General features: G+C 41.6%; 25 protein-coding genes. 20 read left to right on the top strand and 5 right to left on the bottom strand.

The genetic code is table 11. The features are described from left to right. Positions 1-24: 24 nt before the first annotated feature. Positions 25-1,674, bottom strand: a complete 1,650-nt coding sequence (gene leuA, locus ACMUMQ_RS12995) for a 2-isopropylmalate synthase (RefSeq protein WP_414682413.1) — start codon at positions 1,672-1,674, stop codon at positions 25-27. Between the two features lie 194 nt (positions 1,675-1,868). Between leuA and ACMUMQ_RS12990 the strand changes: the two genes are divergently transcribed. Together ACMUMQ_RS12990 and ribA are read left to right on the top strand one after the other, a co-directional pair. Beyond that, positions 1,869-2,342 carry an Lrp/AsnC family transcriptional regulator gene (locus ACMUMQ_RS12990; RefSeq protein ID WP_414682412.1) on the top strand — a complete coding sequence of 158 codons (474 nt, stop codon included), beginning with the start codon at positions 1,869-1,871 and terminating at the stop codon, positions 2,340-2,342. Positions 2,343-2,438: 96 nt separating this feature from the next. Further along, entirely contained in the window at positions 2,439-3,047 is a 609-nt protein-coding gene (gene ribA / locus ACMUMQ_RS12985) for a GTP cyclohydrolase II (RefSeq protein ID WP_414682411.1), read from the top strand. 108 nt (positions 3,048-3,155) lie between these two features. Here the strand turns inward: ribA and ACMUMQ_RS12980 are convergent, their stop codons facing one another. Then, the gene (locus ACMUMQ_RS12980) at positions 3,156-4,379 is read right to left on the bottom strand and encodes a DEAD/DEAH box helicase (protein WP_414682410.1); all 1,224 of its coding nucleotides are present in this window, start codon (positions 4,377-4,379) and stop codon (positions 3,156-3,158) included. Positions 4,380-4,633: 254 nt separating this feature from the next. Between ACMUMQ_RS12980 and ACMUMQ_RS12975 the strand changes: the two genes are divergently transcribed. The 3 genes from ACMUMQ_RS12975 (at position 4,634) to ACMUMQ_RS12965 (ending at position 7,123) form a co-directional block, all read left to right on the top strand. Beyond that, complete coding sequence (locus ACMUMQ_RS12975) at positions 4,634-5,479, top strand: polysaccharide lyase family 7 protein (protein ID WP_414682409.1); 846 nt, start codon at positions 4,634-4,636, stop codon at positions 5,477-5,479. 170 nt (positions 5,480-5,649) lie between these two features. Continuing rightward, a complete protein-coding gene (locus ACMUMQ_RS12970) occupies positions 5,650-6,210 on the top strand; it encodes a DUF1415 domain-containing protein (protein ID WP_414682408.1) in 561 nt (186 codons plus the stop codon). A 79-nt stretch (positions 6,211-6,289) separates the two neighbouring features. Continuing rightward, positions 6,290-7,123 (top strand): CvfB family protein, encoded by an 834-nt coding sequence (locus tag ACMUMQ_RS12965; RefSeq protein WP_414682407.1) that lies wholly within the window; start codon positions 6,290-6,292, stop codon positions 7,121-7,123. 55 nt (positions 7,124-7,178) lie between these two features. Here ACMUMQ_RS12965 and ACMUMQ_RS12960 read toward each other — a convergent pair whose 3' ends face one another. After that, a complete protein-coding gene (locus tag ACMUMQ_RS12960; RefSeq protein WP_414682406.1) occupies positions 7,179-8,141 on the bottom strand; it encodes a ketopantoate reductase family protein in 963 nt (320 codons plus the stop codon). An 84-nt stretch (positions 8,142-8,225) separates the two neighbouring features. Here ACMUMQ_RS12960 and ACMUMQ_RS12955 point away from each other — a divergent pair, with 84 nt between their 5' ends. After that, positions 8,226-8,711, top strand: a complete 486-nt coding sequence (locus ACMUMQ_RS12955) for a YajQ family cyclic di-GMP-binding protein (RefSeq protein ID WP_317003872.1) — start codon at positions 8,226-8,228, stop codon at positions 8,709-8,711. A gap of 61 nt (positions 8,712-8,772) precedes the next feature. On the opposite strand, the gene ACMUMQ_RS12950 is transcribed toward ACMUMQ_RS12955, so the two are convergent. Then, a complete protein-coding gene (locus tag ACMUMQ_RS12950; protein ID WP_414682405.1) occupies positions 8,773-9,093 on the bottom strand; it encodes an MGMT family protein in 321 nt (106 codons plus the stop codon). Positions 9,094-9,153: 60 nt separating this feature from the next. Here ACMUMQ_RS12950 and ACMUMQ_RS12945 point away from each other — a divergent pair, with 60 nt between their 5' ends. The 14 genes from ACMUMQ_RS12945 (at position 9,154) to purF (ending at position 23,362) form a co-directional block, all read left to right on the top strand. Then, on the top strand, positions 9,154-9,624 hold the full coding sequence (locus tag ACMUMQ_RS12945) for an FxsA family protein (protein ID WP_317003875.1): 471 nt from the start codon (positions 9,154-9,156) through the stop codon (positions 9,622-9,624). 129 nt (positions 9,625-9,753) lie between these two features. Further along, positions 9,754-10,044 carry a co-chaperone GroES gene (locus tag ACMUMQ_RS12940; protein ID WP_317005984.1) on the top strand — a complete coding sequence of 97 codons (291 nt, stop codon included), beginning with the start codon at positions 9,754-9,756 and terminating at the stop codon, positions 10,042-10,044. Positions 10,045-10,104: 60 nt separating this feature from the next. Further along, complete coding sequence (gene groL / locus ACMUMQ_RS12935; RefSeq protein WP_414682404.1) at positions 10,105-11,751, top strand: chaperonin GroEL; 1,647 nt, start codon at positions 10,105-10,107, stop codon at positions 11,749-11,751. Positions 11,752-11,922: 171 nt separating this feature from the next. Continuing rightward, positions 11,923-12,645 carry an EAL domain-containing protein gene (locus ACMUMQ_RS12930; RefSeq protein WP_414682403.1) on the top strand — a complete coding sequence of 241 codons (723 nt, stop codon included), beginning with the start codon at positions 11,923-11,925 and terminating at the stop codon, positions 12,643-12,645. A 147-nt stretch (positions 12,646-12,792) separates the two neighbouring features. Then, on the top strand, positions 12,793-15,000 hold the full coding sequence (locus ACMUMQ_RS12925; RefSeq protein WP_414682402.1) for a motility hub landmark protein FimV: 2,208 nt from the start codon (positions 12,793-12,795) through the stop codon (positions 14,998-15,000). Continuing rightward, positions 14,993-15,817 (top strand): tRNA pseudouridine(38-40) synthase TruA, encoded by an 825-nt coding sequence (gene truA / locus ACMUMQ_RS12920; RefSeq protein WP_414682401.1) that lies wholly within the window; start codon positions 14,993-14,995, stop codon positions 15,815-15,817. The genes ACMUMQ_RS12925 and truA overlap by 8 nt, the downstream gene beginning before the upstream one ends. Further along, positions 15,801-16,418, top strand: coding sequence for a phosphoribosylanthranilate isomerase (locus tag ACMUMQ_RS12915; protein ID WP_414682400.1), 618 nt, complete (start codon positions 15,801-15,803; stop codon positions 16,416-16,418). Before truA ends, ACMUMQ_RS12915 begins: the two co-directional genes overlap by 17 nt. Next, on the top strand, positions 16,411-17,622 hold the full coding sequence (gene trpB / locus ACMUMQ_RS12910) for a tryptophan synthase subunit beta (RefSeq protein ID WP_414682399.1): 1,212 nt from the start codon (positions 16,411-16,413) through the stop codon (positions 17,620-17,622). The genes ACMUMQ_RS12915 and trpB overlap by 8 nt, the downstream gene beginning before the upstream one ends. Beyond that, positions 17,619-18,425: a tryptophan synthase subunit alpha gene (trpA, locus tag ACMUMQ_RS12905; RefSeq protein WP_414682398.1), complete on the top strand. Its 807-nt coding sequence runs from the start codon at positions 17,619-17,621 to the stop codon at positions 18,423-18,425. The genes trpB and trpA overlap by 4 nt, the downstream gene beginning before the upstream one ends. 31 nt (positions 18,426-18,456) lie before the next feature. Then, positions 18,457-19,323 carry an acetyl-CoA carboxylase, carboxyltransferase subunit beta gene (accD, locus tag ACMUMQ_RS12900; RefSeq protein ID WP_414682397.1) on the top strand — a complete coding sequence of 289 codons (867 nt, stop codon included), beginning with the start codon at positions 18,457-18,459 and terminating at the stop codon, positions 19,321-19,323. A 4-nt stretch (positions 19,324-19,327) separates the two neighbouring features. After that, entirely contained in the window at positions 19,328-20,584 is a 1,257-nt protein-coding gene (folC, locus tag ACMUMQ_RS12895; protein WP_414682396.1) for a bifunctional tetrahydrofolate synthase/dihydrofolate synthase, read from the top strand. A 3-nt stretch (positions 20,585-20,587) separates the two neighbouring features. Beyond that, positions 20,588-21,169 (top strand): SPOR domain-containing protein, encoded by a 582-nt coding sequence (locus ACMUMQ_RS12890; RefSeq protein WP_414682395.1) that lies wholly within the window; start codon positions 20,588-20,590, stop codon positions 21,167-21,169. 74 nt (positions 21,170-21,243) lie between these two features. Next, entirely contained in the window at positions 21,244-21,777 is a 534-nt protein-coding gene (locus ACMUMQ_RS12885; RefSeq protein ID WP_414682394.1) for a CvpA family protein, read from the top strand. Positions 21,778-21,853: 76 nt separating this feature from the next. After that, positions 21,854-23,362 carry an amidophosphoribosyltransferase gene (gene purF / locus ACMUMQ_RS12880; RefSeq protein WP_414682393.1) on the top strand — a complete coding sequence of 503 codons (1,509 nt, stop codon included), beginning with the start codon at positions 21,854-21,856 and terminating at the stop codon, positions 23,360-23,362. Between the two features lie 115 nt (positions 23,363-23,477). Here purF and ACMUMQ_RS12875 read toward each other — a convergent pair whose 3' ends face one another. Continuing rightward, entirely contained in the window at positions 23,478-26,594 is a 3,117-nt protein-coding gene (locus ACMUMQ_RS12875; protein WP_414682392.1) for an efflux RND transporter permease subunit, read from the bottom strand. Positions 26,595-26,596 lie beyond the last annotated feature (2 nt).

Genomic DNA, 26,596 nt, shown 5'->3' with positions numbered 1-26,596 from the left:
TTCGTTTATTGAGAAAAGTAAAGGCTAAGCTACTTTTTGGTTTACCGATGCTAACAAGGCTTGAATAGAAGCGGATACGATATCGTTATCTATTGCTACGCCGTTGAAGCGGTCACCATTGATGTTTGCTTGAACATAGGCGATAGCTTGTGAATCACTGCCCACTGTCAATGCATGTTCTTGGTATTGGATAATATCAATTCTCATATCAAAGTGTTTACCCAATGCTTCACTGAAAGCAGATAAAGCACCGTTGCCGTCACCTGAAATACTCACGTTACCGTTTTTGCCGATAAGTTGAGCGTTTACTGTATCAACATCATCTTTGGTTAAGTCATATTTACCTAATTTGAATGGTGTTTCGCCAGTCATGAAGCTTGTTTCGAACAACTTCTTCATTGATTCAGCGTCAACAACACCGCCATCTTCTTCAGCAAATTTCTGCACTAATGGGCTAAATTCAACCTGTAACCAACGAGGTAATGCTAGGCCGTATTCTTGCTCAAGAGTATAGGCAACACCGCCTTTGCCGGATTGGCTGTTTACACGGATGACTTCTTGATAACTACGGCCAACATCACGAGGGTCGATTGGCAAGTAAGCCACATCCCAAGGTTTGTCGTCTGTTTGGTTTGCCAAACATTTCTTAATAGCGTCTTGGTGAGAGCCAGAGAAAGCTGTAAAGACCAATTCACCTGCGTACGGATGGCGAGGGTGAACTTGTAACAAAGTACAAGCTTGAACAACACTGATGATGCGGTCCATATCTCCCAATGCTAATTTAGGATCAATGCCTTGGCTGTACATATTCATAGCCATGGTTACAACATCCATATTACCTGTACGCTCGCCATTACCAAGCAATGTACCTTCGATACGATCAGCACCAGCCATCAACCCAAGCTCTGCCGCTGCGACACCACAACCTCGGTCGTTGTGTGTGTGCAAACTGATGATCATGCTGTCACGCTGTTTTACGTTGCGGCAGAAGTATTCAATTTGATCAGCAAAGCGATTCGGTGTTGCGACTTCAACGGTTGCTGGCAAGTTGATGATGATCTTGTTTTCTGGGGTTGGTTGCCAAACGTCGGCAACAGCGTCAACGACTTCAATAGCATAATCTGTCTCAGTGCCTGTGAAACTCTCAGGCGAGTATTGGAAAACCCATTCTGTTTCAGGGTGTTTCGCAGCATGATCTTTCACGCATTGAGCACCTTTTACCGCAATGTCTTTGATGCCGTCTTTGTCTAGGCGGAAAACTTGCTCACGCTGTGTTTTAGATGTTGAGTTATAAACATGGACTATGGCTTTTTTCGCACCTTTCAACGACTCATAAGTGCGCTCGATCAACTCTGGGCGAGCTTGAGTCAATACTTGAATGTAAACATCGTCAGGTACTTGGTCTTCTTCAATTAACCAACGTACAAAGTCAAAATCCAATTGAGATGCAGCAGGGAACCCGACTTCAATTTCTTTAAAACCAACATCAACAAGTAGGGCGAAAAATTGTTTCTTTTGTTCTACCGTCATTGGTTCTACTAATGCCTGATTGCCGTCGCGCAGATCCACACTAGACCAAATCGGAGCGGCTGTGATTTCTTGGTCTGGCCAAGTGCGATTTTTAATATCGACGGATTTAAATGGCGTGTACTTAGTATGATCAAAAGATGTCATGATCTTTCCCTTCTTCATTGGTAGAGCGGATAAGCTCAATTTTTTAATGTAAGTGCACTTGGGTAAGTGCTTTGTTATGTGTCTATCATAACGAATTTTGTTTAGTAAAAGATTGCGTTTTTTATGAATAAATCAATATTTATGGCATTATATTGCGTATAAATTAATTATTTTGGTAATTAGGGTTTGTTGATATGGGTTTTGATAAAATTGATTTGAATATATTGCAAGAATTACAGCAAGATTCTAGCTTAACAAATCAGGAGTTAGCGGATCGTGTAGGACTTTCTGCCTCTCCTTGTTTGCGAAGAGTGAAGGCATTAGAAGAAAGTGGAGTAATTGACCGAAAAGTAACCATTTTAAAACGCTCTAGTTTGGGACTAAAGCTAACTGCTTTTCTCCAAATCAGTATGGATAGGCACACGCCTGATCGATTTAGCGTTTTTGAAGAAGAAGTAAATGATTTCCCTGAAGTTCGAAACTGTAACTTGGTAACGGGGCAGAATTGTGACTATTTATTGGAAGTTGTGGTGGAGGACATGGAAACTTACCATGATTTTCTATTAGGTAAACTAACACGCATCCCCGGTGTTACAGGTGTTCAGTCCAGTTTTTTGTTGCGTAGCGTAAAAGAAAGTACGGCTTTACCACTAAAGCATTTACTGTGAATTAAATGTTATACTATAACTGCCCATTGAATTATGAAGTTATGACCTAATAAATGGACGATCGATTGAATAAAAGTCCCTATAAAGAGAAGCAGTATGAGTGATTTAACAATTAAGCGTCAGGTAATGATTCCTGTGAGGGCGGGAGACGTGATGGCCGAGTTTATTTCCTTTGATGGAGATGATTCTGGTAAAGAACATATAGGGATTTACTTTAAAGGTGAAGAGCCTAAAGCAGAAGATTATGTTCCATTGGTACGGTTGCATTCTGAATGTTTGACTGGCGATATCTTTGGCTCTGGTCGTTGTGACTGTGGTGAACAGTTAGATGAGGCGATTGATCGCATTAATGAAGAAGGTGGCTATATTCTGTATTTGCGCCAAGAAGGCCGAGGAATTGGTTTGTACGCCAAGCTAGAAGCCTATGCTCTGCAAGATCAAGGTTATGATACTTATCAAGCGAATGAAATGTTGCATTTGCCTGATGATGGCCGCGATTTTGGTATTGCTGCCAAGATGCTTGAAGCATTGGGAGTTTCTAAAGTTAGATTATTGACGAATAATCCAGATAAAGCTCAACAGCTGACGGATAATGGTATTGACGTCGCTGAGCTAGTGCCAACGAAAGTGCATGTTAATCAACACAATCGTCAGTATTTAGAGACAAAAGCTAAGCGTAAACTGCATACTTTGAAATTTGATTAAAGCACTGAAATTCAGTATTTTAGAGCAATAAAAAAGGCAATCTGAAGATTGCCTTTTTTATTGGCTTTATGTTACCAATTTTGAGCTATTCGCTTAATGATTAAAAAATTACCTGACGCTTTTCTTGGCTGACTTAGCCAGCGCTTTCTTCTTTTTGCCTTTCTTAGCACTTGGTGAGCGTGTTTTGGTTTTAGGTTCAAGGCCTTCAATTCGACCAAATTTTATATTGGCTTGCATGAATCGCTGAATCTTTTCAATCATTGGTAGATCGTTGATATCAATTAAAGATATGCAGTCGCCAGGTGCGCCTTCGCGAGATGCTCGGCCAGCGCGGTGAATGTAAGAATCTGCTTTGCGAGGTAGTCGTAAATTAATCACTGTGTTGATTTCAGGGAGATCGATACCACGAGAGGCAACATCGGTAGCGACTAACACTTGCAAACGCCCGCGCTTCATTTGTTTCATGTGTTCGCTGCGGTCGCCTTGTTTCATTTCGCCATGCAATCCGTCACACATTAGATTCATGTTACGAACACGCTGTACCCACACATCTACGTGCTCACGGTTTGAAACAAACAATACGGCTTGCTGTACACGCTCTTGCGTCAATAAGTGCTTTAGTACGGCTTCTTTATGTTCTTCGTTGTCCACACGATAAGCGATTTGGCGGATTTGGTGCGGTACTGTGCGAGAAGATTCACCTAGGCGAACTTGCTGTGTGTCACTCTTTAGTAAAGCACTGGCAAAACGCCCCATTTTTTCGCCTTCCAATGTGGCGGAAAACATCAGTGTTTGGTGTTCTTGTGGCAGCTCTTTTGCTAAATGATTAATTGCATTAACAAACCCCATGTCTAGCATGCGATCTGCTTCGTCGATAACAAAGTAAGATACGTCACTTAAATCAAGCCACTGTTTCTCGTCGAGTTCTACTAATCTTCCCGGTGTTGCAACCAAAATGTCACACGGCTCACTAAGTTGCTGTTGCTGCATACCATAAGGAGTGCCACCAATAATGAGTTGTGAGGCTATACGTGTGTGTTGTGTTAATTGCTCAACCACATTAAAAATCTGACGGGCAAGTTCACGGCTTGGCGCAAGAATGAGTACTTTTGGTGCAGTTGTGGATTGTTCATCGCGATCAAGAATATGCTGGACTGCAGGTGCGCAGAAAGCGATGGTTTTTCCTGTTCCTGTTGGTGCTGTTGCAAGAAGGTCTGAACCATCAAGTGCAATTGGGATAGCTTGTTCTTGGATTTCTGTTGCTTCTTCAAAGCCTAAGTCGCTAATGGCTTGTTCTATGGTGAAATCCAGATCTAATTCAGCAAATGACATGTAAATTCTCTGTAGCAGGATAAATAAAATGACTTGGTTCGCATGTCATTTCAAAGGGCTTATATAAGTAGCTGTGAATGATACCTTGTTTTCCTTGTTTGCGAAATTGAAAGCCCACCAGAATCCATAAATCTTCATCAAGATGCAAAAAGCTACATAAAATTTTTTAATTGCTTCTAGTTGTCGATTAAATTTATTTGTATGATGAATGGCTAGGCATAAGAAATTAATAAAAATAAATAGGGGATTACCCAATGAATCTTAATTTAGTCAAAATGAGTAGCATTGCTACTGCCATCTTAGTTAGTGGTTCAGCGTTCGCTGTAGATCGTGTTGCACCTGTTGAGTACAGTCAATATCAGCCAATTCTAGCGGAATCAAAACTGCAAGTATCCGACCCTAATGGTAAATCCGGTAATAAGAGTGAAGTAGCAACCGACAGTGATTTTACGGGGGTTGTGAGTGAGCACTTTTATGTGGATAAAGCGACCGAGTCTCTTGTTTTTAACATGACAGGTTATAAAAACCGTAGTGAAGTTCGCATTCTTGATAACTTCGATACGTCTTTACCGAACACTTTCTATCACCTTACTGCTGACTTGATGCCAATCAATCCTCGCGAGTCTGTGAAAAATAGTGAATCCAAAAATGACGCTATGACTTTCTTGCAAGTACATAACAGTGGTAATGGCGAAAGCCCTCGCGGAACGAGCGGTGAAGGTTACATACCTCATCCACTAATGCGTGTTGTTTATGAAGCTGAACGTAGCGGTAAAAAAGACCATTATTGGGCAATTATCAAAAACAATGCTGTAGATTGTGGCTCGAAGAGTGGTAACAAAGGAACGACTGAATGTAAGAATGCTTACATCAAATTAGATTTGGGTCCGGTTGATCCTAAAGCGCCAACGCATTTTGATATCGTAGTCGGTAATTCTAAAATGCTTATAAATGTAAACGGTGAAACAAAAGTTGATCATGACATTAGCTACTGGAAACATTTGCACAGCTACTTCAAAGCAGGCGTGTATAACCAATTCAAAAACGGTACCAGTGAAGTTCACTTTAAGTCTCTTGAGTACAAAATCGAGAACAAATAGTTAGTGTTTTAAGTAATGGCTACTTTCATATCGCATGAAAGTAGCCATTTTCTTTTCTAGCCTTTTTTACCTTCTTTTCTTTATTTGCTCATGCTTTCAGGCATTGATGTTAGACCCTCCCTAAGCTTTGCTCTAAAATACCTTAAAATAATTTAATAAGAAGATGCGCTATGTTGCTATCAGATGAATTAGTCATTGCTCAAACAACGAGTTGGGTTAAAGATTTTATTGTGGCATTGAATGTTTGCCCATTTGCCAGGCGCGAAGTGGAGAAGGAAAGTGTTCGTTTTGTTGTGCTTCGCTCCAAAAAAGTGGAAGTGGCTTTAGAGGAGTTAATGGCAGAAGTTCAATGGCTGGATGAGCACCCTGAAACGGAAACTACCTTGCTGATTTTTCCTACTTTATTTAAAGGATTTCATCGCTATTTGGATTTTGTCGAGACAGCAGAAGACCTGATGTTTGATCAAGGTTGTGAAGGCGTTTATCAGCTTGCTACTTTTCACCCTGATTATTGTTTTTCTGGTGCTGAGCCAGATGACGTATCGAATTATACAAATCGCTCGCCTTATCCTATGCTGCATCTATTAAGAGAAAATAGCTTAGATAAAGCCATTGAGTTTTATGGTGATACCTCTGAAATACCAAATCAAAATATTGATAAAATGGAATCCCTTGGCAAAGCTAAGCTAGATGATATGTTTGCGAATTGTATGAAAGCGAATGATGACTGAGTTCAGAATCTAAAAGCGTTCCTGTTGCGCTTACTTTTGAAGTGCGTATAGTGCGAAAAAAATATTTGCCGGAGAAATTATGGCTACACAAATTGGGCGCTTAAATACATTAAGAGTCGTTAAAGAGAAAGATTTTGGTGTTTATCTGGATGCAGAAGAGTTGGGTGAAATTCTATTGCCGAAACGCTATGTTCCTAAAAATATTACCTTAGACCAAGAGATCGAAGTCTTTGTTTATCTGGATTCAGATGACAAGCTGATTGCAACAACCGATTTCCCTAAGGCGCAGGTTGGTGAGTTTGCCGCGCTAACAGCGGTGGCAGTGAATCAAGTGGGCGCTTTTTTTGATTGGGGTTTGCCTAAAGATTTACTTGTGCCTTTTAGTCAGCAAAAAAATCGAGTAGAAGAGGGTGAAACCCATTTACTTTTTATCTACTTGGATAATATTACCAATAGAATTGTCGCAACCACAAAGGTCGATGCACTGCTAAATAGAGAAGAAGCGCCTTATCGTGTGGGTGATAAAGTGTCTATTGTAATTGGTGATAAAACCAATATCGGTTTCAAGTGTGTGATCGATAATCGATTCTGGGGTGTTCTGTTTTTTGAGGACGCTTTTAGGCAGTTACGAAAAGGTGAGAAAACCACCGGTTTTATTAAGCAAATGCGCGAAGATGGCAAGATAGATCTGAGTCTTCAGGAAGTAGGCTATAAAAAAGTTCGAAATATTCTTGATGATATTCTGGATTATCTTGATGCGCAGGGTGGGGAATCACCTTTAACGGATAAAGCCTCACCAGAAGCCATTTATGCCGTCTTTAAAGTCAGTAAAGCAACCTACAAAAAAGCTTTGGGCGCACTTTATAAAGATAAGAAAATTTTGCTAACAAAAGAAAAAGTAACCAAACTCTAGTTCAGTCTATTGTTTGATTCTATCGAAGATACTTTTGTCTGCGAATGAGAAGCTACTAAGTAAGACTTAGTAGCTTTTTTTTGCTTTCTTCGCGCTGCTCTGGGAAGGCTATGCCATTGTAGAGTAGCTTTTGAATAGGTAGTTCGATAGGGCTGTTTTTGATTAAAAAACCAGAAATAAACTCATTTTCAGTTGGACGATCTTGTCTTATGTCTTCGTACATTGAAGAGCGATTGAGTCGAGTGAGTTGGGCGATGGTATTCACGCGATTCTTTAAATTATCGGAAGTTAAGTGCTGACTTTGTTCTACATAATCAAATTTGGAATGAGAGAAAACACCAGCCAATTCATCGGTTATTGCCTCAAGTAACGGCTTATATTCTTCGTTTAAAATGTCGCCGTTATGCATTGAGAAGAGTGCAGTCATGGGGTTTATGGTGGCGTTGACTGCAAGTTTTTCGATGATTTTTTGATGTATGTTAGCGACAGTCAAATGACTCAATGGAAATATGCGAGCAGGATCGGTGGGCGTCCATTGACCAAAGTAAGTGTCCCCAAGGCCAGTATGTTTTACGTGGTTGGAGTCTAGTTTTAAAACGCCTTCACTTGTTACGCCAGCCCATAAAGTTTGGTTTTCCGATAAGGTATTTTGTAGTTCGTCTTGTGCACCTATGCCATTACATAGACATGCAATATTGGCGTCTTCCGATACTTTTGATGCGATTTGCAGGAAAGCGCTTTTTAAATCGAAGGATTTAGTGCACAACATGACTTTGTTGTAGTTTTCGATGCTGTCTTGCTCTAAAAGTTTTTGGGCGGTAAAGCTTTTGATCTTATGCTCGGATCGAATGCTTTCATTTTGCTCCGTGGTATCCGGTAGGGAATCTAATGTGATTTTTTTTCCTGGGTTTTCTGAACGATATACGAGATGTACTTTGTGACCGAGCGCTTGTAGCTTACAGGCCCAGAAAAGGCCTATAGCACCGGCACCTACGATAAGCCAAGGTGTATTCTTCATAATAGGTTCCATTAGGTATTTTGTTTCAATCCCTGCTATTATCGCTCCAAAAATACATGATTGGAAATGCAAAGGAGTAAAAAAATGCCATCATTTGATGTCGTCTCTGAGCTAGATTGGCACGAAGTCAGCAATGCGGTTGATCAAGCCAATAGAGAAATTACAACACGTTATGATTTCAAAGGTGTTAAGGCAAGTTACGAAGTTAAAGACAAATCAAGTGTCGTAATGGAAGCAGAGGCTGAGCCTCAACTTCGTCAAATGTCTGACATTTTGAATCAAAAACTGGTTAAGCGTGGTATAGATTTAAAAAGCTTAGAAAAAGAAGCCGTGGAAAAAGGCAACATGCGTGCCTCTCAAGCAGTAAGAATGAAAGAGGGTCTTGAGACAGACGAAGCTAAAAAAATCGTTAAAATGATTAAAGAGAGCAAGATTAAAGTTCAGGCTCAAATTCAAGGCGATCAACTTCGTGTGACTGGAAAAAAACGTGATGACTTGCAACAAGTTATGGCGTTGCTGCGCGGCGCTGATCTTGCTCAGCCAGTACAATTTACCAACTTTAGAGATTAATTTCTAAATTCTTGTTACGAAAGGAGGGCTGTAATTAGCGCTCCTTTTATCCTCTCTCTTTTTACTTGTGGTTGGTCAAATCATTGATCATCAGCTTGTTTCCAACTATTACCCAACCTTCGTCTTCAAGTTTTGTTCGCTGCCTCACATAAGCGTCAGTGTTCTCTGCAAAGCTGATTTTTCTTTGTGAATTAACCACTCGAAACCAAGGGAGCTTAGTGTCCTTGGGCAAAAGTTTCATTAATCTGCCAACTTGTCTTGCGTACCCAGGAAACCCTGCTTGCTTAGCAAGTTCACCATAGCTGATGTATTCTCCTGAGGGGATTTCACTCAAAATAAGCAGTACTTGAGATTTAAAGTGCTCCATTGCTTGATTAGTCACTGGTTTGCCCATAGATAGAAGTTAATTGTTGGATTTAAGCATAAAACAAAGAAGGTTTTCATGAGATTTGCTCTATTAATATTTATTTTGGTTCCTATCGTTGAAATGACTGTGTTAATTCAAGTTGGCAGTGAAATAGGGGCGTTAGCAACAATTGGTTTGGTATTCCTTACTGCTATTTTAGGTGTGACACTGATCCGTAAGCAGGGTTTAGAAACCTCCTTAAAAGCTCAAGAGAAAATGCGCCGTGGTGAATTGCCTGCATCCGAAGTCGCAGAAGGCTTGATGCTTATTTTTGCTGGTTTGTGTTTATTAATTCCTGGCTTTGTTACTGATGCTATGGGTGCTTTGTTGCTAGTTCCTCCATTGAGAAAATTGTTTGCTGCTGGACTTATTGTGAAATTCATTAGTTCCATGATGGCGAAAAGCACTCAGTGGCGAGGTGGCCAAGCTTATTCATCCGAAGAAAATGGCGAAATCATTGAGGGTGAATACGTGAATGAAGAAAATGATTTGATAGATAAAAAATAATTTTAATTTGGTGGGTTGAATTCCAAATTACTAACCGTATATAGAAGCTCGATAGAGATTCTCGCTTGTAAGCGAGATAAGTCCTGCCAGGGGATTCCTGGTATTGTTTTAAATTGGAGAAAATGATTGATGAATATTCGTCCTTTGCACGATCGTGTCGTTGTTCGCCGTAAAGAAGAAGAGACAACAACCGCATCTGGTATCGTTCTACCTGGATCTGCAACAGAAAAACCTACGCAAGGCGAGGTTTTGGCTGTAGGCACTGGTCGTATTCAATCCAACGGTGACGTAAGAGCGCTTGCTGTTAACGTTGGTGACACTGTGTTGTTTGGTCAATACTCTGGTCAAACAGTGAAGATCAATGGTGAAGAACTACTTATTATGAAAGAAGAAGAAATCTACGGCATTGTTGAAGCCTAGTTTCTCTTTGTAGTTCATATTCGATTTGTAACATTTAAAACAGTTTAAAGGTATTACAGAATGTCAGCTAAAGAAGTTAAATTCGGAGACAGCGCTCGTCAACAAATGTTGAAAGGCGTAAACGTTCTTGCAGACGCCGTTAAGGTGACTCTTGGGCCTAAAGGCCGTAACGTTGTTATTGAAAAATCTTTTGGTTCACCACTTGTGACAAAAGACGGCGTAACCGTAGCGAAAGAAATCGAACTAGAAAATAAGTTCGAAAATATGGGCGCTCAAATGGTTAAAGAAGTTGCATCACAAGCAAATGATGTAGCAGGTGACGGTACAACAACAGCAACTGTTTTGGCTCAAGCGCTAGTAACGGAAGGTCTTAAGTCTGTTGCTGCAGGTCGTAACCCAATGGATCTTAAGCGCGGTATCGATAAAGCAGCTGAAGCGGTTGTAAAAGAAATCGCAGCATTGTCTACACCTTGTGCAGATACTAAAGCAGTTGAGCAAGTTGGTACTATTTCAGCTAACTCTGATGCGTCTGTTGGTAAGATCATTGCAGAAGCAATGGAGCGTGTTGGTAAAGAAGGTGTTATTACTGTTGAAGAAGGTTCAGGCTTCGATGATGAGCTTGCTGTAGTTGAAGGTATGCAGTTTGATCGCGGCTACCTATCTCCTTACTTCATTAATAACCAAGAAACTATGAGTGCGGAATTAGAAAACCCATTCATTCTTTTGGTTGATAAAAAAATCTCTAACATCCGTGATTTGCTACCAGTATTGGAAGGTGTTGCAAAAGCATCTCGCCCATTATTGATCATCGCTGAAGATGTTGAAGGTGAAGCATTGGCAACCTTGGTTGTTAACAGCATGCGCGGAATCGTTAAAGTTGCAGCAGCTAAAGCGCCTGGCTTTGGTGATCGTCGTAAAGCAATGTTAGAAGATATCGCAATTCTAACGGGTGCGACGGTTGTATCTGAAGAAGTAGGTATGACGCTTGAAGGCACTACTCTTGAGCAACTAGGTACGGCTAAGCGTGTTACTTTGACAAAAGAAAGTACAACGATTGTTGATGGTGCTGGTGTTGAGTCAAACATCAAAGGTCGTGTTGAGCAAATTCGTGCAGAAATTGCGAACTCTTCTTCTGAATACGATAAAGAAAAACTTCAAGAGCGCGTTGCTAAATTAGCGGGCGGTGTTGCTGTTATTAAGATTGGTGCAGCAACTGAAGTGGCAATGAAAGAGAAAAAAGCTCGTGTAGACGACGCTCTTCACGCTACTCGTGCAGCGGTCGAAGAAGGTGTTGTTGCGGGTGGCGGTGTTGCACTTGTTCGCGCTTTGACAAAAGTTATCGACCTGCAAGGTGATAACGAAGATCAAAATGTTGGTATCGCTCTTGCTCTACGTGCGATGGAAGCGCCAATGCGTCAAATCGTAACTAACGCAGGTGATGAAGCTTCTGTTGTTGTCGATAAAGTTAAGCAAGGCGAAGGTAACTATGGTTACAACGCTGCGACTGGCGAATACGGCGACATGTTGGAAATGGGTATCCTAGATCCAGCGAAAGTGACACGTTCTGCGCTTCAAGCCGCAGCATCTGTTGCTGGTCTAATGATCACAACTGAAGCAATGATTGCTGAACTGCCGAAAGAAGAATCTGCTGGCATGCCTGATATGGGTGGCATGGGCGGTATGGGTGGCATGGGCGGGATGATGTGATCCCTCTCTAACCCAGAGCTACTTAAGAAAGCCTCGCGTAAGCGGGGCTTTTTTGTTTGGCTTTATCTTTATTAACTCTATGAAATAAAAGAAAATTATAGTCATTTGGTTACGTTTTTTGTAATCTATGATATTTAATGAGATTCATTCTTTTTTAGGTGGTTGTTTTTGATGGGGCACGTGTCGCAAGAAATTTTATTGGAGCTGTTAGAGGCTAAGCGCTTTGGTGTCGAGTATCAGCCTATTGTTGAGCTGAAAACAGGAGATACTTTTGCTTACGAGGCTTTGTCACGGTTTAAAGATTCTAATGGAAAGTTTATTCGTCCTGATTATGTGTATGCTTCTTTGCATGACAGCCCGTTATCCTTGTTTCAAGTTGAGCTTGCTCAGAAAAAAATTCAATTTGATCATTTATCAAAACAGCAGAAAGTTTTTGTTAATCTTGATCAGGATGCATTTTATGCTTCAGGCCAAAAAGAAGAAGATAATCCTTTTATTAAATTGATCGAGCAAACTGGGCGAGAGAGGGTTGTGGTTGAACTTATCGAAAACTCAGAGATGAGTGACGCTATTATGAGTCTATCCATGATTGAGGTATTCGATAAGTTACAGATAAAAACTGCGTTAGATGATTTGTGTAACCCTAAGTCAATGTTGTCGGTTTCTGTGTTGCAGTTAGTGGAATGGATTAAGTTAGATAGATATGTTTTGCAAAAGCGTGCAGATGTTAACTTCATGGTGTTTGTTTCTAAAATAATAGATTTTGCTCATGTGACTGGGAAAAAGGTAGTCTTAGAAGGAATTGAGAGTGAAGAAGATGTGCTTTTTGCTCGATCTATAGGAGCGGATTTTGTTCAAGGCTTTTATTATCGTGATCGTTTTTTGAATTATTAATGGCTTCCTAACCATTAAAAATGACTTTTTAGTGCTTCACCTTACTATAGTGCAAACCATTGATTCTAAAGCTATTGATAAATGCTTACCTGTGTAAGATACTTGTTAATATATTCGCGTCCATATTTTGTAAATAAAGGGAAGATTATGCTCAGAAAAACCCTCATTAGTATTGCTGTTTCAGGAGCCTTGTATGTTTCTAACAGTTACGCATTGGAGTTGGGTGAGTTAACCTCTCAATCAAATTTGGATGAACCTTATCGTGGTCGAATTGAACTTTCTGATGTCGGCGCCTTAACAAGTGACGATATTCTGATTCGTTTAGGTAGTGAGAGTGAGTTCCGTCAAGCAGGGTTTGCTCCAACCAGAGTGCTATCTCAACTGAGTTTTGATGTGGCTCGTGAAAATGGAGAGCTCGTTGTTGAGGTTTCTTCATCAACGCCATTGGAAGCTGATGAGCTGCACTTTATTTTGGCTGCACGTTGGCCAAGTGGGCAAGTTGTTAGAGAGTATCAAACACCACTCAATCAGTCTGCTCTAGTTGAAAAATCACAAGAAGAAGTGATTCAAGCAGCACAAGTTTCTGACTCAAACGTCACAGAAGCTGCTTCTGGAACAGGCTCTGTTTTTCGAGACGCTACAGTTGAGGCAGAGAAACTGTCTCCAGCAAGACAATTAGACGTCGCAAAAGGAAACACGCTTTGGTCTATTGCTGATCAAAATCGTCCTACTAATCAATTAACCATCTATCAAACTATGATGGCGATTCAAGCCCTCAATAAAGATGCGTTTTATTCAGAAAATATTAACCTTTTAAAAGAAGGGGCTATTTTAAGACTTCCAACACAGGAGCAAATAGCACTCTTCAATAGAACCATTTCGCAAGAAGAGTTTCAGCGTCAACATGATGCTTGGATGGCTTTAAAAGCCTCTAATAATACAGGCAGTGTTGAGCAAGCTCAGCTTAATACTCAAGCAAATGCCAAAGCGGCAGCGACGGCAACGGAAGCATCTGAAGATAAATTGACCTTGTCCTCAGGGCAAAGTTTATTGTCAGAGAGCACGGCGAGTTCAAATGCTGGTGAAGCCAGCGATGCCACAATCAATGCATTACAGACTGAACTTTCAGCCTCTCAAGAGTTGTTAGATAAAGAGCAACGAGAGAAGGGCGAGCTTTCTAGTCAGCTAGGTGAGTTAAATGAACAACTGGCAACCTTAGAGCGTTTGATTACTCTAAAAGATAAGCAGCTAGCCGATTTACAGCAACAGTTTGCCAGTGCTCAACAGGCGTTACAAGAGCAGAAAAACACGGTTGATCAATTGTTAGAAGCAGACCAAATACGCCGTGAAAAAGAGCAAGCGGAAGCGGATTCTTTAGTTAATAAAATATTTGGCAATCCTATTATTGTTTCTATCGGTGCTGTGGTTTTATTGCTCTTTGGATTTTTAATCGGCTTGATCATGCGCCGCTCAGGGAAAGTAGTAGATGAGTCTACTGCTACAAAAAAAGATGAGTTTGATCTTTCTACGGCGGCGGCTTCCGCTGCTGTAGCTGCACCAGTAATCGCAGATCAGGTGGTTGATACAGTAGATTCAGAAGATGATGTACAAGAAGAAGATCCATTTGCTTTTGATTTTGATGTGGCAGATGAAGAAGAGGATATCGATCACTTTGATTCTTTTGATGATGGCTTCTCTTCTGCTGATGAACCTGAACTAGTTGTCAATGAAGATACAGATTTTTCAGAAGACCCAGAGACTGAATTAGAAAGTGCTACAGAGGAAGAAGAAACAGACGAAGATGTGTTCGCTTCTTTTGAACAGACTGATGACTTACCTGAGCCATCGATAGATCTGAATGAAGAAAGTGACTTAGAAGAGTTTGTTGCTGATATTCCTACTATGGAACCTGAAGACATTGATGCTTTAACCGATTCTGAAGATGACATAAGTAGTGAAGAAGAGTCCTTTGTTTCCAATTTGCTGGATGACTCTGAGCAAGAAGATGTTGATGAATCTGCAATTTTTAGTGGTATGTCTAATGACTCTTTGGCTAATTCTATTGAGGAGACTCTCGCCGAAACTCAATCTGATGCAGAAGAAATTGATGTTCCTGCTTTTGGTGAAGCTGAAGCGGCGGAAGATAAAGAAGTCAGTGATGATGAAGAGGAATTTGACTTCTTTGACGCCAGTGGTGATGAAGTGGCAACTAAATTGGATTTAGCTCGAGCTTATATGGATATGGGAGATGAAGAGGGCGCGCGCGTCATCCTAGAAGATGTTGTTGAGTCGGGTAATGAAAAACAAATTGCTGAGGCGCAAAATATGATGGAGCGAATGTTCCCAAGTGACTAAAAAAGTTGTACTCGTTGTTGAATATAATGGCTCAGCCTACAAAGGCTGGCAGGCGCAAAAGTTTGGTGTTCCAAGTGTTCAAGAAAATTTAGAAAAAGCATTGGCGGTTATCACAAATCATCCGGTAAAGGTGATTTGTGCTGGCCGCACTGATTCTGGTGTTCATGCAAGTGCTCAGGTGGTTCATTTTGAAACAAATGTAGAGCGAAATGAGCGAGCATGGACGTTAGGTGTTAATACTTACCTTCCATCCGATATCTCCGTAGTTGCTGCTCGTAATGTCTCAGATGATTTTCATGCTCGCTTTAGTGCTGTGAGCAGACGTTATCGATATGTTATTTATCCCTCAGATCTTCGTCCTGCGATTCTGGCAAAAGGCGTGACTTGGACTTATAAAAAACTTGATGCCGATGCGATGAAAGAAGCGGCTAAAGTGTTTTTGGGAACTCATGATTTTACCTCTTTTCGTGCCGTAGGATGTCAGGCCAATACGCCAATTAGAACAGTATTAAACTTTAATGTTCAGAAATTAGGGCAGTACATTGTTTTAGATGTTCGAGCTAATGCCTTCTTGCATCATATGATTAGAAATTTTGCTGGTGTGCTCATGACGATTGGTGCGGGAGAAAAACCTGTATCTTGGGCAAAAGATGTTTTAGAAGCAAAGGATCGATGTCAAGGAGGAATTACGGCACCACCAGATGGGCTTTATTTTGTTGATGCACAATACCCAGAATCCTTTAATGTACCGACAGCCCCTTTAGGTCCTCATTTTTTACCTTACATAGAAGAGCCTCCTTATGACTTGCCGCGTTAAGATTTGTGGTATTACAAACATAGACGATGCGTTAATGGCATGTCGACATGGTGCTGACGCCTTGGGCTTTGTGTTTTATGAAAAGAGCCCAAGATATGTTCCTCCTGATGTGGCGAACGCCATAGTTTCACAGTTACCTCCCTTTGTTACTCCTGTTGCATTATTTGTTGATGCAGATGTCTCCATTATTGATTCTGTTGTGAGTGAAAACTCTCGCTGGGTTATTCAGTTTCATGGCTCCGAAAATGAGGTAGAATGCGCTTCATATAATCGCCCTTACATGAAAGCTTTGCGAGTAAAGGAAGGTGATGACATTGCCGCGTTGGTTGATCAGTACTCAACGGCAACGGCTATATTGTTGGATGCCTATAAACCTGGCGTTCCAGGTGGTACGGGGGAGCAGTTTGATTGGAGTTTAATACCAGAAGAACTATCGAAGCCAATAGTCTTAGCGGGCGGTTTAACTCCGGAAAATATTGCCGATGCGGTAGAACAAGTTTCACCTTACGCTGTTGATGTAAGTGGTGGTGTAGAGTTATCTAAAGGCATCAAAAGCGAAAGCAAGGTTCAAAAATTTATTAGTGGAGCAAAATGTGGATAGCAAAGATATTAATCTAGATTTACCTGATTCTCATGGTCGCTTTGGTGCGTATGGTGGGGTGTTTGTATCCGAAACCCTTATGTCTGCATTGGATGATCTTGCGAAAATGTACGATCGCTTATCTAAAGACGCTGAATTTCAAGCTGCGTTTGATTACGATTTAGCACACTATGTAGGTCGTCCATCACCACTGTATTTTGCAGAACGTCTGACTGAAAAAGCAGGCGGAGCAAAAATTTATCTAAAACGTGAAGATTTAAATCACACAGGCGCCCATAAAATAAACAACACAATTGGTCAGGCGTTATTGGCCAAACATATGGGTAAGCCAAATATTATTGCCGAAACTGGCGCTGGTCAGCATGGTGTTGCTTCCGCAACTGTTGCTGCGCGTTTAGGTTTGAAGTGTAAGGTTTTCATGGGCGCTGAAGACGTTCGTCGACAGTCTTTAAATGTTTATCGAATGAAATTGCTTGGTGCGGAAGTGGTGTCTGTTGAGTCAGGTACAAAAACACTTAAAGATGCATTAAACGAAGCCATGCGTTATTGGGTAGGCAATGTAGACGACACTTTCTATATTATTGGTACTGCGGCTGGCCCTCATCCTTATCCTAAATTAGTTAGAGACTTTCAGGCAGTTATTGGGCGTGAAACAAAAGCTCAGTGTATTGCGCATGAAGGACGATTGCCCGATGCTGTTGTGGCTTGCGTCGGCGGCGGTTCAAATGCAATAGGTATGTTCCATCCTTTTATCGAAGATGAAAGTGTGGCGATGTACGGTGTTGAAGCCGGCGGTGATGGAATTGAAACTGGTCGACATGCTGCACCTTTAAATGCAGGGCGTCCAGGTGTATTGCATGGTAATCGAACTTATGTGATGGCAGACGATGATGGTCAAATCATAGGCACGCACTCTATTTCTGCTGGCTTGGATTACCCAGGTGTTGGTCCTGAGCATGCTTGGTTGAAAGATATCGGCCGTGCAAATTATGTGGCGATCAATGACGATGAAGCAATGGAGGGGTTCCGCGATTTAACTCGCTTAGAAGGAATTATGCCGGCCTTGGAATCAAGTCATGCTGTTGCTTACGGTATGAAATTGGCTGCTACGATGGAAAAAGATCAAATTGTTGTAATTAACCTTTCTGGTCGTGGTGATAAGGATATTCTTACTGTTGCAGAATTAGATGGGATAGAAGTATGAGCCGCATAAAACAATGTTTTGAAAATTTAAAAAAGTCTGGTAAAAAGGCGCTCATTCCGTATATTACCGCGGGAGATCCAGCACCAGGTTACACTGTTTCAATGATGCATTCTTTAGTGGCATCCGGTGCTGACGTGATTGAAATCGGAATGCCGTTTTCAGACCCAATGGCAGATGGTCCAGTTATCCAATTGGCGTGTGAGCGTAGCTTAGCTGCTGGCACAAGTGTTAAGAAAGTTTTGCAGATCATTGCGGATTTTCGTGAGACAGATAAAGACACGCCAATTGTATTGATGGGGTATTTGAATCCAATCGAGTTTTTTGGATATCAAGCATTTGCCGACGCAGCAAATAAAGCTGGTGTTGATGGCATTTTATTAGTCGATCTGACTCCAGAAGAGGCGACAGATGTAGTAGAATGCTTCCAGCAGAATGAAATTGATCTGATTTATTTGTTATCACCGACAACGACACCTGAACGCGCTAAGAAAATTTGTGATCTAGCATCAGGTTATGTGTATTACGTTTCTGTTAAAGGTGTAACGGGTTCCGCCGAATTAGATGTCGATAGCGTCAAAAATCATGTTGATTCATTGCGCACCGTAACTGATTTGCCGATTGGTGTTGGTTTCGGAATTCGAGATGCTAAAACAGCTGCTGCGGTTAGTAAGTGCGCCGATGGCGTCATTGTTGGCAGTGTTTTAGTAAATGCTATTGCGGAAAATAAAGACAGAGAAAAAGAATATATAGCTGACGCTTTAGGCGCTATTTTGGCACCAATGCGTAGTGAAATGGACGCTTAAGCGGCAGCAAACAAGTAATGTGGAGAAAAAAATGAGTAGTTGGCTAGATAAGTTTGTACCTTCCATTGTGCGCAGTGAATCGAAACGCGGCACATCAGGCTCTGTTCCTGAAGGCTTATGGAAGAAATGCCCAAAATGCGAAAACGTATTGTACCGCCCAGAATTAGAGAAAAATTTGGATGTTTGTCCTAAGTGTGAGCATCACCTTCGTGTTAGTGCTCGACGTCGTCTAGATATCTTCTTAGATAAAGAAGGCCGCTATGAAATCGCAGCCGATCTTGAGCCTGAAGATAAATTGAAGTTTAAAGATTCAAAACGTTATAAAGATCGTCTTGCTGATGCTCAAAAGAAAACAGGCGAAAAAGATGCATTGATCGCCATGCAAGGTGCACTAAATGGCATGCCTGTTGTGGCTGTTGCTTTTGAATTCAATTTCTTAGGCGGCTCTATGGGTGCGATTGTTGGCGAACGTTTCATTCAAGCCGTGAATGTTTGTTTAGAAAAACGGATCCCTCTAATTTGCTTCTCTGCAAGTGGTGGTGCTCGTATGCAAGAGGCATTGATTTCTTTGATGCAAATGGCGAAAACCAGTGCTGGTTTAGAGTGCATGAAGCAAGAAGGTATTCCTTATATCTCTGTTATGACAGATCCAGTATTTGGTGGTGTGTCGGCTTCTTTGGCTATGTTGGGTGATTTGAACGTTGCTGAGCCAAATGCTTTGATTGGTTTCGCAGGTCCTCGTGTTATCGAGCAAACTGTTCGTGAAAAACTACCTGAAGGTTTCCAGCGTAGTGAGTTCTTATTAGATAAGGGCGCATTGGATATGATTATTAAACGTTCAGAAATGCGTGATCGTTTACATAACATCCTATCGATATTGACGAACAAGGTTGCTTAATTAAATGACTCAAAGGTCATTATCAAGCTGGCTTTCATATATTGAAAGCCAGCATCCCTCTGAAATTGAGTTAGGTCTGGATAGAGGGAATGAGGTTTTATCTCGCCTAAATCTCTCCCGTCCAAAGTGCAAAGTCATTACCGTGGCTGGTACCAATGGCAAAGGTTCAACTTGTGCCATGTTAACTCAGTATTTGTGTTCCCAAAAACATTCTGTCGGAACCTATACTTCTCCTCATTTTATAGCCTTCAATGAACGAATTACTTTAAACAACACGCCTTGTGAAGACGACTTGATATGTCAGGCGTTTGAAGTAATTGAGGCAGCAAGAGGGGACATTCCTTTAACTTACTTTGAATTTAGTACTCTTGCCGCTTTATGGGTGTTCGATCAATCTGAGCTAGATTACTGGGTTCTTGAAGTAGGGTTAGGTGGAAGGTTGGACTCCGTCAATATGATAGACACAGATGTGGCGGTTATTACGTCTATTTCTTTGGATCACACGGATTGGTTGGGGAATGACCTTGAGGTCATTGCACAAGAAAAAGCAGGGATAGCGAGAAAAGACAAATTATTGATCAGTGGTGTGGTAACTCCGCCAAAATCCATTGCGAAAACTGCCTCACAAGTCGGTGCTGATTTACGACAAAAAGGTCAGGACTTTCACTTCCTAGCCAGCGAATCAAGCTGGTCATGGAATGGTTCTGGCTTGCAATATACAGATTTACCTATTCCTTCGCTTCCTTTACAAAATGCCGCTACCGTTCTTGCTATATTAGTCTTTATGGGAATGAAGCCTTCCCAAGATGATCTTATTACGCTTTTCAAAACAGCACAGCTTACAGGGCGTTTTCAAAAAGTAGCAAGCACCCCAGATGTTTTTATTGATGTGGCTCATAATCCGGAAGCAGCCATTGAGCTTGCTCAGAGAATAAAGCAATTCCCTAAACCTCCGATTGCTGTTTGCGGCATGCTAAAAGACAAAGACATCTCAAGTGTTGTAAAGCATTTATCAAGTAGCTTTTCGAGTTGGTTTTGTTGTGACTTAGAAGGCCCAAGAGGGTCTAAAGGTAAGGAACTTGCTGATCAAGTAATTGCTAGTGCTTCTAATCTTGAGTCTCATGTTAAAGCTTTTTCTTCGGTTGCTGAGGCGTTTGATTCAGCTATCGCTAAAGCAAAATTAGAAGAACGCTCCGTCATTGTGTTTGGCTCCTTTATAACCGTCTCAGATTATTTGGCTATTGGCCAATCAAAAGAGTGATTTATGATTGATAGAACCATAACCTACAGACTTATTGGTGCCAGTATTATGGTGCTTTCAGCTGCGATTATTTTGCCTCTTATTTTAGACGGCGAGCGTCCACCTGAGTTAGATGTTCAGGTTCAAGTAAGTGAGCCGCCAGAGTTTCCTGCATTAAAAATTGCCCCTGTTCAACCTGTAGATACCTTACCGAATGAATCATCGGAAGATCAGAACGAGCCTCAAGAAATTAGCCTTATTCCTGTTCCGAAAACAGCACAAGATGTGGATGAACCAATAAAACAGGCTGCGCCTAAAGCAACGGCTAAGCCAGCACAGAAGGTTGTTGTAGAAAAACCAGCACCTAAAGTGGTAGCGGATCGTTGGGTTGTACAGATCGCCAGTTTTAAGAGTAAGGATAACGCGATTCGCTTGGTTGAAAAGCTTAAACAGGCAAATTATGACGCTTACAGCACAACGGCAAATAGTTTGTATAAGGTATTTGTCGGGCCAGAGTTTAAAAGAGAAACATCTGAAAAGATTAGAAACGAGATCAAAAGCAAATTCAGCTTGTCTGGTATCGTTGTAAAATTCTCTACGAATTAAACAAGCTTTTAGTTTTCAGTATTTGGAATATATTGCTGTTCTGTTAAACTCCGCAGCGATTTTTAGAGGTATTCATGGAACAGGTAAACTCGATGTCAACACTGGATTGGCTAATTGTTGCAGTAGTGGTTCTTTCTACTTTACTTAGCTTAAAAAGAGGATTTGTGAAGGAGGTTTTATCTCTTTTAACTTGGGTTGTTGCCTTTGTAGTGGCAATCAAATTCTCTGATCAAATGCAGGTTTTGCTGGTTGATCAAGTACAAGATGATCGCATTCGCTATATCGTCTCGTTTGTTTCTTTGTTTATTGCTTCATTGATTTCTGGTGTATTGGTAAGCTTTTTACTTAGTTCATTGATTCAGGTGACTGGCTTGTCTAGTACAGACAGAGTTTTGGGTATGCTATTTGGTTTTGCTCGAGGCAGCTTAATAGTTGTCGCTTTTGTGTCTTTGCTCAGTTTGAGCCCAGCGATAGAGCAAGCAGAATTTTGGAAATCGTCGCAGTTGATTCCTCAACTGGGACAGTTGAATGAATGGACACGTGAAATGTTAGGCAAGAGTTCGGATCTTATGGATTCGACTCTCATGGATCGTGTTCTTGGTAGTTAATTGCTTTAGTGGCAATAAAATAAGTTAAGATTTCTTACGGTGTTTACCGTAATTCCCCAACACGAGGATCTATAACATGTGTGGTATCGTTGGTGTCGTTGGCACGTCCATAGTTAACCAGTCAATTTTTGATGCGTTAACGCTTCTTCAGCATCGTGGGCAAGATGCTGCGGGCATGGTAACCAGTCACAATGGCCGTTTATTTTTGCGTAAAGATAATGGTCCTGTGAGTGAAGTATTCCGTACTCGCCATATGAAAAAATTGCTAGGTAATATCGGCATAGGACATGTTCGCTATCCGACTGCAGGAACATCCAGTTCAGCAGAAGCACAACCTTTCTACGTTAACTCTCCTTACGGAATTTCTCTTGCACATAACGGCAACTTAACAAACACAGCGAAATTAAAGCGTGAAGTATTTGAATCTGACTTACGTCACATTAATACCACGTCTGATTCCGAAGTGTTGGTGAACGTTTTAGCTCATGAACTTCATGAAGAAGGCAAGTTAGTTCCTAATCCAGAAGATATCTTTAATGCTTTAGAGCGTGTTTACAATCGTATTGAAGGTGGTTATGCGGTAGTTGCCTTGATCACAGGCTACGGTATTTTAGCTTTCCGTGACCCTGATGGTATTCGCCCGTTGATTTATGGTTCTCGACAAACTGATACTGGTATTGAGTACATGGTGGCATCTGAAAGTGTTGCCCTTGATGCTGCTGGTTTCAAAATTGAGCGCGATGTTTTACCTGGTGAGGCGATTTTCTTTGATGTGAACCATAAAGTTCATGTTCGTCAGTGCACACCGAAGAAACCTGCGCGTCCTTGTTTGTTTGAATACGTTTATTTTGCTCGTCCTGATACCGTCATTGATTCAATTTCAGTTTACAAAGCACGTATTAACATGGGAGATCGTTTAGCTGCGAAAATCCAACGTGAGTGGGTGAATCATGATATTGATGTGGTTATTCCTATTCCTGATACGAGCCGAACAGCGGCTCTTCAAATCGCACAAGCGCTAAACATTCCTTTCCGTGAAGGCTTAGTTAAAAACCGTTATATCGGTCGTACCTTTATCATGCCAGGTCAGGCAGTTCGTAAAAAATCGGTACGTCAGAAATTAAACCCTGTGCCATTTGAGTTTAAAGACAAGACGGTTCTATTGGTTGATGACTCCATCGTTCGTGGTACAACCAGTAAAGAAATTATCGAGATGGCTCGTGAAGCAGGTGCTAAAAAAGTTTACATTGCTTCTGCGGCTCCTGAAGTTCGTTACCCAAATGTTTACGGTATTGATATGCCGGCAGCACAGGAGTTAATCGCTCACAATCGCGATGTGGATCAGATTTGTGAATTGATTGGCGCAGATAAGTTAATTTTCCAAGACTTACCTGATTTGATCGATGCATGTATTGATGAAAAGCACTCTGATGTTCGTGAGTTTGATACTTCTGTATTCGATGCAACTTACATTGCGGGCAATATAGACAGTGATTATTTGGCAGGTCTAGAAGGTGTTCGTAATGACTCCAACAAGTCTGCGATAGAAGACGTGCAAGCAAGTGATATGATGCATCCTATGTAGCATCTTTCTTGCTTAATACCTAAACAAAGCCAAGCATTATGCTTGGCTTTGTTGTTTCTAGGGAAGGGACTTATTCTACTGAGTTGATGGGTGAAACGTTCGAGGCCGTTTCCTGTTAAAGGGCTTCAAGCTGCTTTCTTTCTTTTCTACGATAGCCAAGTACTAACAAGCAAGGCGTTAAGATCAGTGTCAGTGGTGTAGCAAACGTCAATCCACCAGCAATAGCAGTAGAAAGCTGTGTCCACCATTGAGCAGAAGGAGCCCCAACACTTAATGATTGATGTGTTAAGTCTATGTTTAACTGAAACACCATCGGGATTAGCCCAAGCACGGTTGTGATAGTAGTCAGCATAACAGGGCGCAGGCGTTGAACTCCCGTACGAATCGCTGCTTCACGCACCATCATCCCTTGCTTGCGTAAACCATTAAAGGTATCAATCAATACAATGTTGTTGTTGACTACAATACCGGCTAAGGCGATGACTCCAACGCCACTCATAACAACACCAAAAGGCTGGCCTTTCAGCATGAGCCCGATGAAGACACCCATGGTTGAAAAGACAACCGCACTCAATATCAATAGGCATTGGAAGAAATTGTTAAATTGGGTGACAAGAATGATCGCCATGATGAAGAAGGCAACCCCAAAAGCTTTCAACAAAAAGACCATCGATTTTTGCTGCTCTTCGGTATTACCTCGAAATTCATAACTGACTGTTTTGTCGATATTGGCGTTGTCCAATTCGACTTTAATAGCCTTAATGACTTCATCAACGACTAAACCGTCTTTCACGTCAGCATCAATTTGAACGGCTTTTTTACCGTCTGTACGATTGATTACACCTTGTTTTGGAGCTGCATAACGAGTAATGAAATTGCTCGCAGGAATGCTTCCTTGATTCGTTGGTATCTGTAACTGGTCAAGTTGATCCAAGCTACGTTGATTGACTGGATAGCGCAAAACAATGTCGATTTTGTCATCCGCACCTTCTGGTAAAAAGTCACTTAATGTTATGCCAGTGGTGACCAGTTTAATAACATTGCCAAGGCTATTAACATCAACACCATAGCGACTTGCTTCAGCTCGATTAATATCAATACGCCATTCTATTCCGTCTAAGGATCGATCGTCATTGACCGTGACGATTTCTTCTCTTTCAAGCAACTTTTTACTGATTTCATCTGCTGCTAAATAGAGCGCTTCCGAGTAATTAGAAGTAAGCTGTAATTGAATATCCGCACCAGATTGTGGGCCGCCTTGCTCTTTTTCTGCGCTCACTTCAATCCCAGGAATTTGCTTCGTCCTTTCGCGAATTCGATCCAGGATGATACTTGCTGGCTCACGCTGGTACCAATCAACAAATTCCAAACTGATTGAGCCTATGCTATCGGGCGATGCGTTATTTCCGGGTGTTGCGTAGGAAGTCGTCACTATGCTTTTTAGTTCAGGAGTGCCAATAAGTTGTAGCTCAACCTGTTTGACTAAATCGTCTTTTTCATCAAGAGATAAATCGCCACGGGCTCGTATTTCCAAGTTGGCAGACTCAGGCTCTATGTTAGGGAAGAATTCCACCCCTTTACCAAACTTCCCATAAATCATGAACACACTAATAAGGAGAGTAATGGTGAACATCAATACCCAAATTGGTCGCTCGACTAAACGGGTTAGCATTCTTCCATAAAAGCCAGTCGCGCCCGTCAGTTCAGATAAGTCACCGCTTTCCGTGATGCGCATAGCCTGTAACGTTTTTTCACTGTAAGCGCCTTTCTTACCAATCATGGAGCCAATGGTAGGAAGTACAATCAATGCCATTACCAGTGAGGAGGCCAGTGTTGCAATAATGGTAATCGGCATGAATTTCATGAACTCGCCGACAATATCAGGCCAGAAGAGCAAAGGCATAAAAACAGCAAGCGTGGTTGCTGTCGAAGCCGTAATTGGCCAAGCCATACGTTTTGCAGCTTCACTGTACGCTTGTCGTTTCGATGCGCCTTCGGCTAATTTTCGATCTGCGTATTCTGTAACTACAATGGCGCCGTCAACCAACATGCCGACACTGAGTATCAAGGCAAACAAGACAACCATATTGATGGTGTAGCCTTGTAAATCCAATAACAAAATACCAGATAGAAAAGCACCAGGAATCGCCAAACCGACCAGTAGAGCACTGCGAATACCGAGAGCCCAGACAATCACAATCATAACCAAAAGAGTGGCCGCTAAGACATTATTGAACAGATCGTTTAAAGAGGTTTCTATATCGGTCGATTTATCGCCGGTTAAGTTGTATTCAAGATTTTCTGGCCATTGCTCACTTTCAGACGCGATAACAGTCTTTACCGCCTCAATGGTTTCGATAATGTTTTCACCGACGCGTTTTGATACCGCTAAGCTGATGCTACGTTTTCCTTCAACGCGAGCATAGCTGCTTGGGTCTTCAAAGGTGAGTTCACCCGTTGCAATATCACCTAATAGAACAACTTGATCGCCTTCTGCTTTAATCGGCAGGTTGAGGATGTCTTCTTTGGTTTTAAGCAGGCCTGGGACTTTTAGAGAAAAGCGGCCCGCGCCAGTATCAAGGTTACCTGCAGCGACAAGTCGATTATTGCCTGAGACAAAATTGGCAACATCTGTGAGAGATAAATTATAGGATTCAAGTTGTTCTGGGCGAATAATGATTTGCGCTTGTTGATCACGGTCACCACTAATAGCCGCTTCCAAAACACCATCAACCGCTTCGATAGCGTCTTGAAGGTTCTTCGCTGTGCGGCTTAAAGTCGCGAAATCCACATTACCTGATAAGTTGACGCGCAATACAGGAAACGTCGATAAATTGATTTCTGTGACGGTGGGTTCATCTGCATCATCAGGCAATTCGCTTTTCGCTCGATCGACTTTGTCTTTCGCATCAATAATAGCTTGATCTATGTCTACGCCAGACTCAAATTCCAAAATAATAGAGGCATGACCTTCAGAGGCGGTCGATTTTAATTCCTTTAAACCTTCGAGCCCTTTCAGCTCTTTTTCCAAAGGATGGACTAATAAGCTGTCGGCGTCTTCTGGAGAGATACCTTCTAAGGAGACAGAAACATAGGCAAGGGGAATGGTAATGTCTGGGTCATTTTCTTTGGCTATTTCGATGTAAGATACAACGCCCATAACAAGTATTAGGACAAAGAACATCATTACGGTTCTGGAGCGAGCTAAGGCCGCCTCAATCAAAGTTTGCATGG

This window comes from Marinomonas algae (assembly GCF_047525555.1).
Classification (GTDB): domain Bacteria; phylum Pseudomonadota; class Gammaproteobacteria; order Pseudomonadales; family Marinomonadaceae; genus Marinomonas.
The sequence above is the reverse complement of the archived record's forward strand: the minus strand, read 5'-3'. Positions and strand labels throughout refer to the sequence as shown.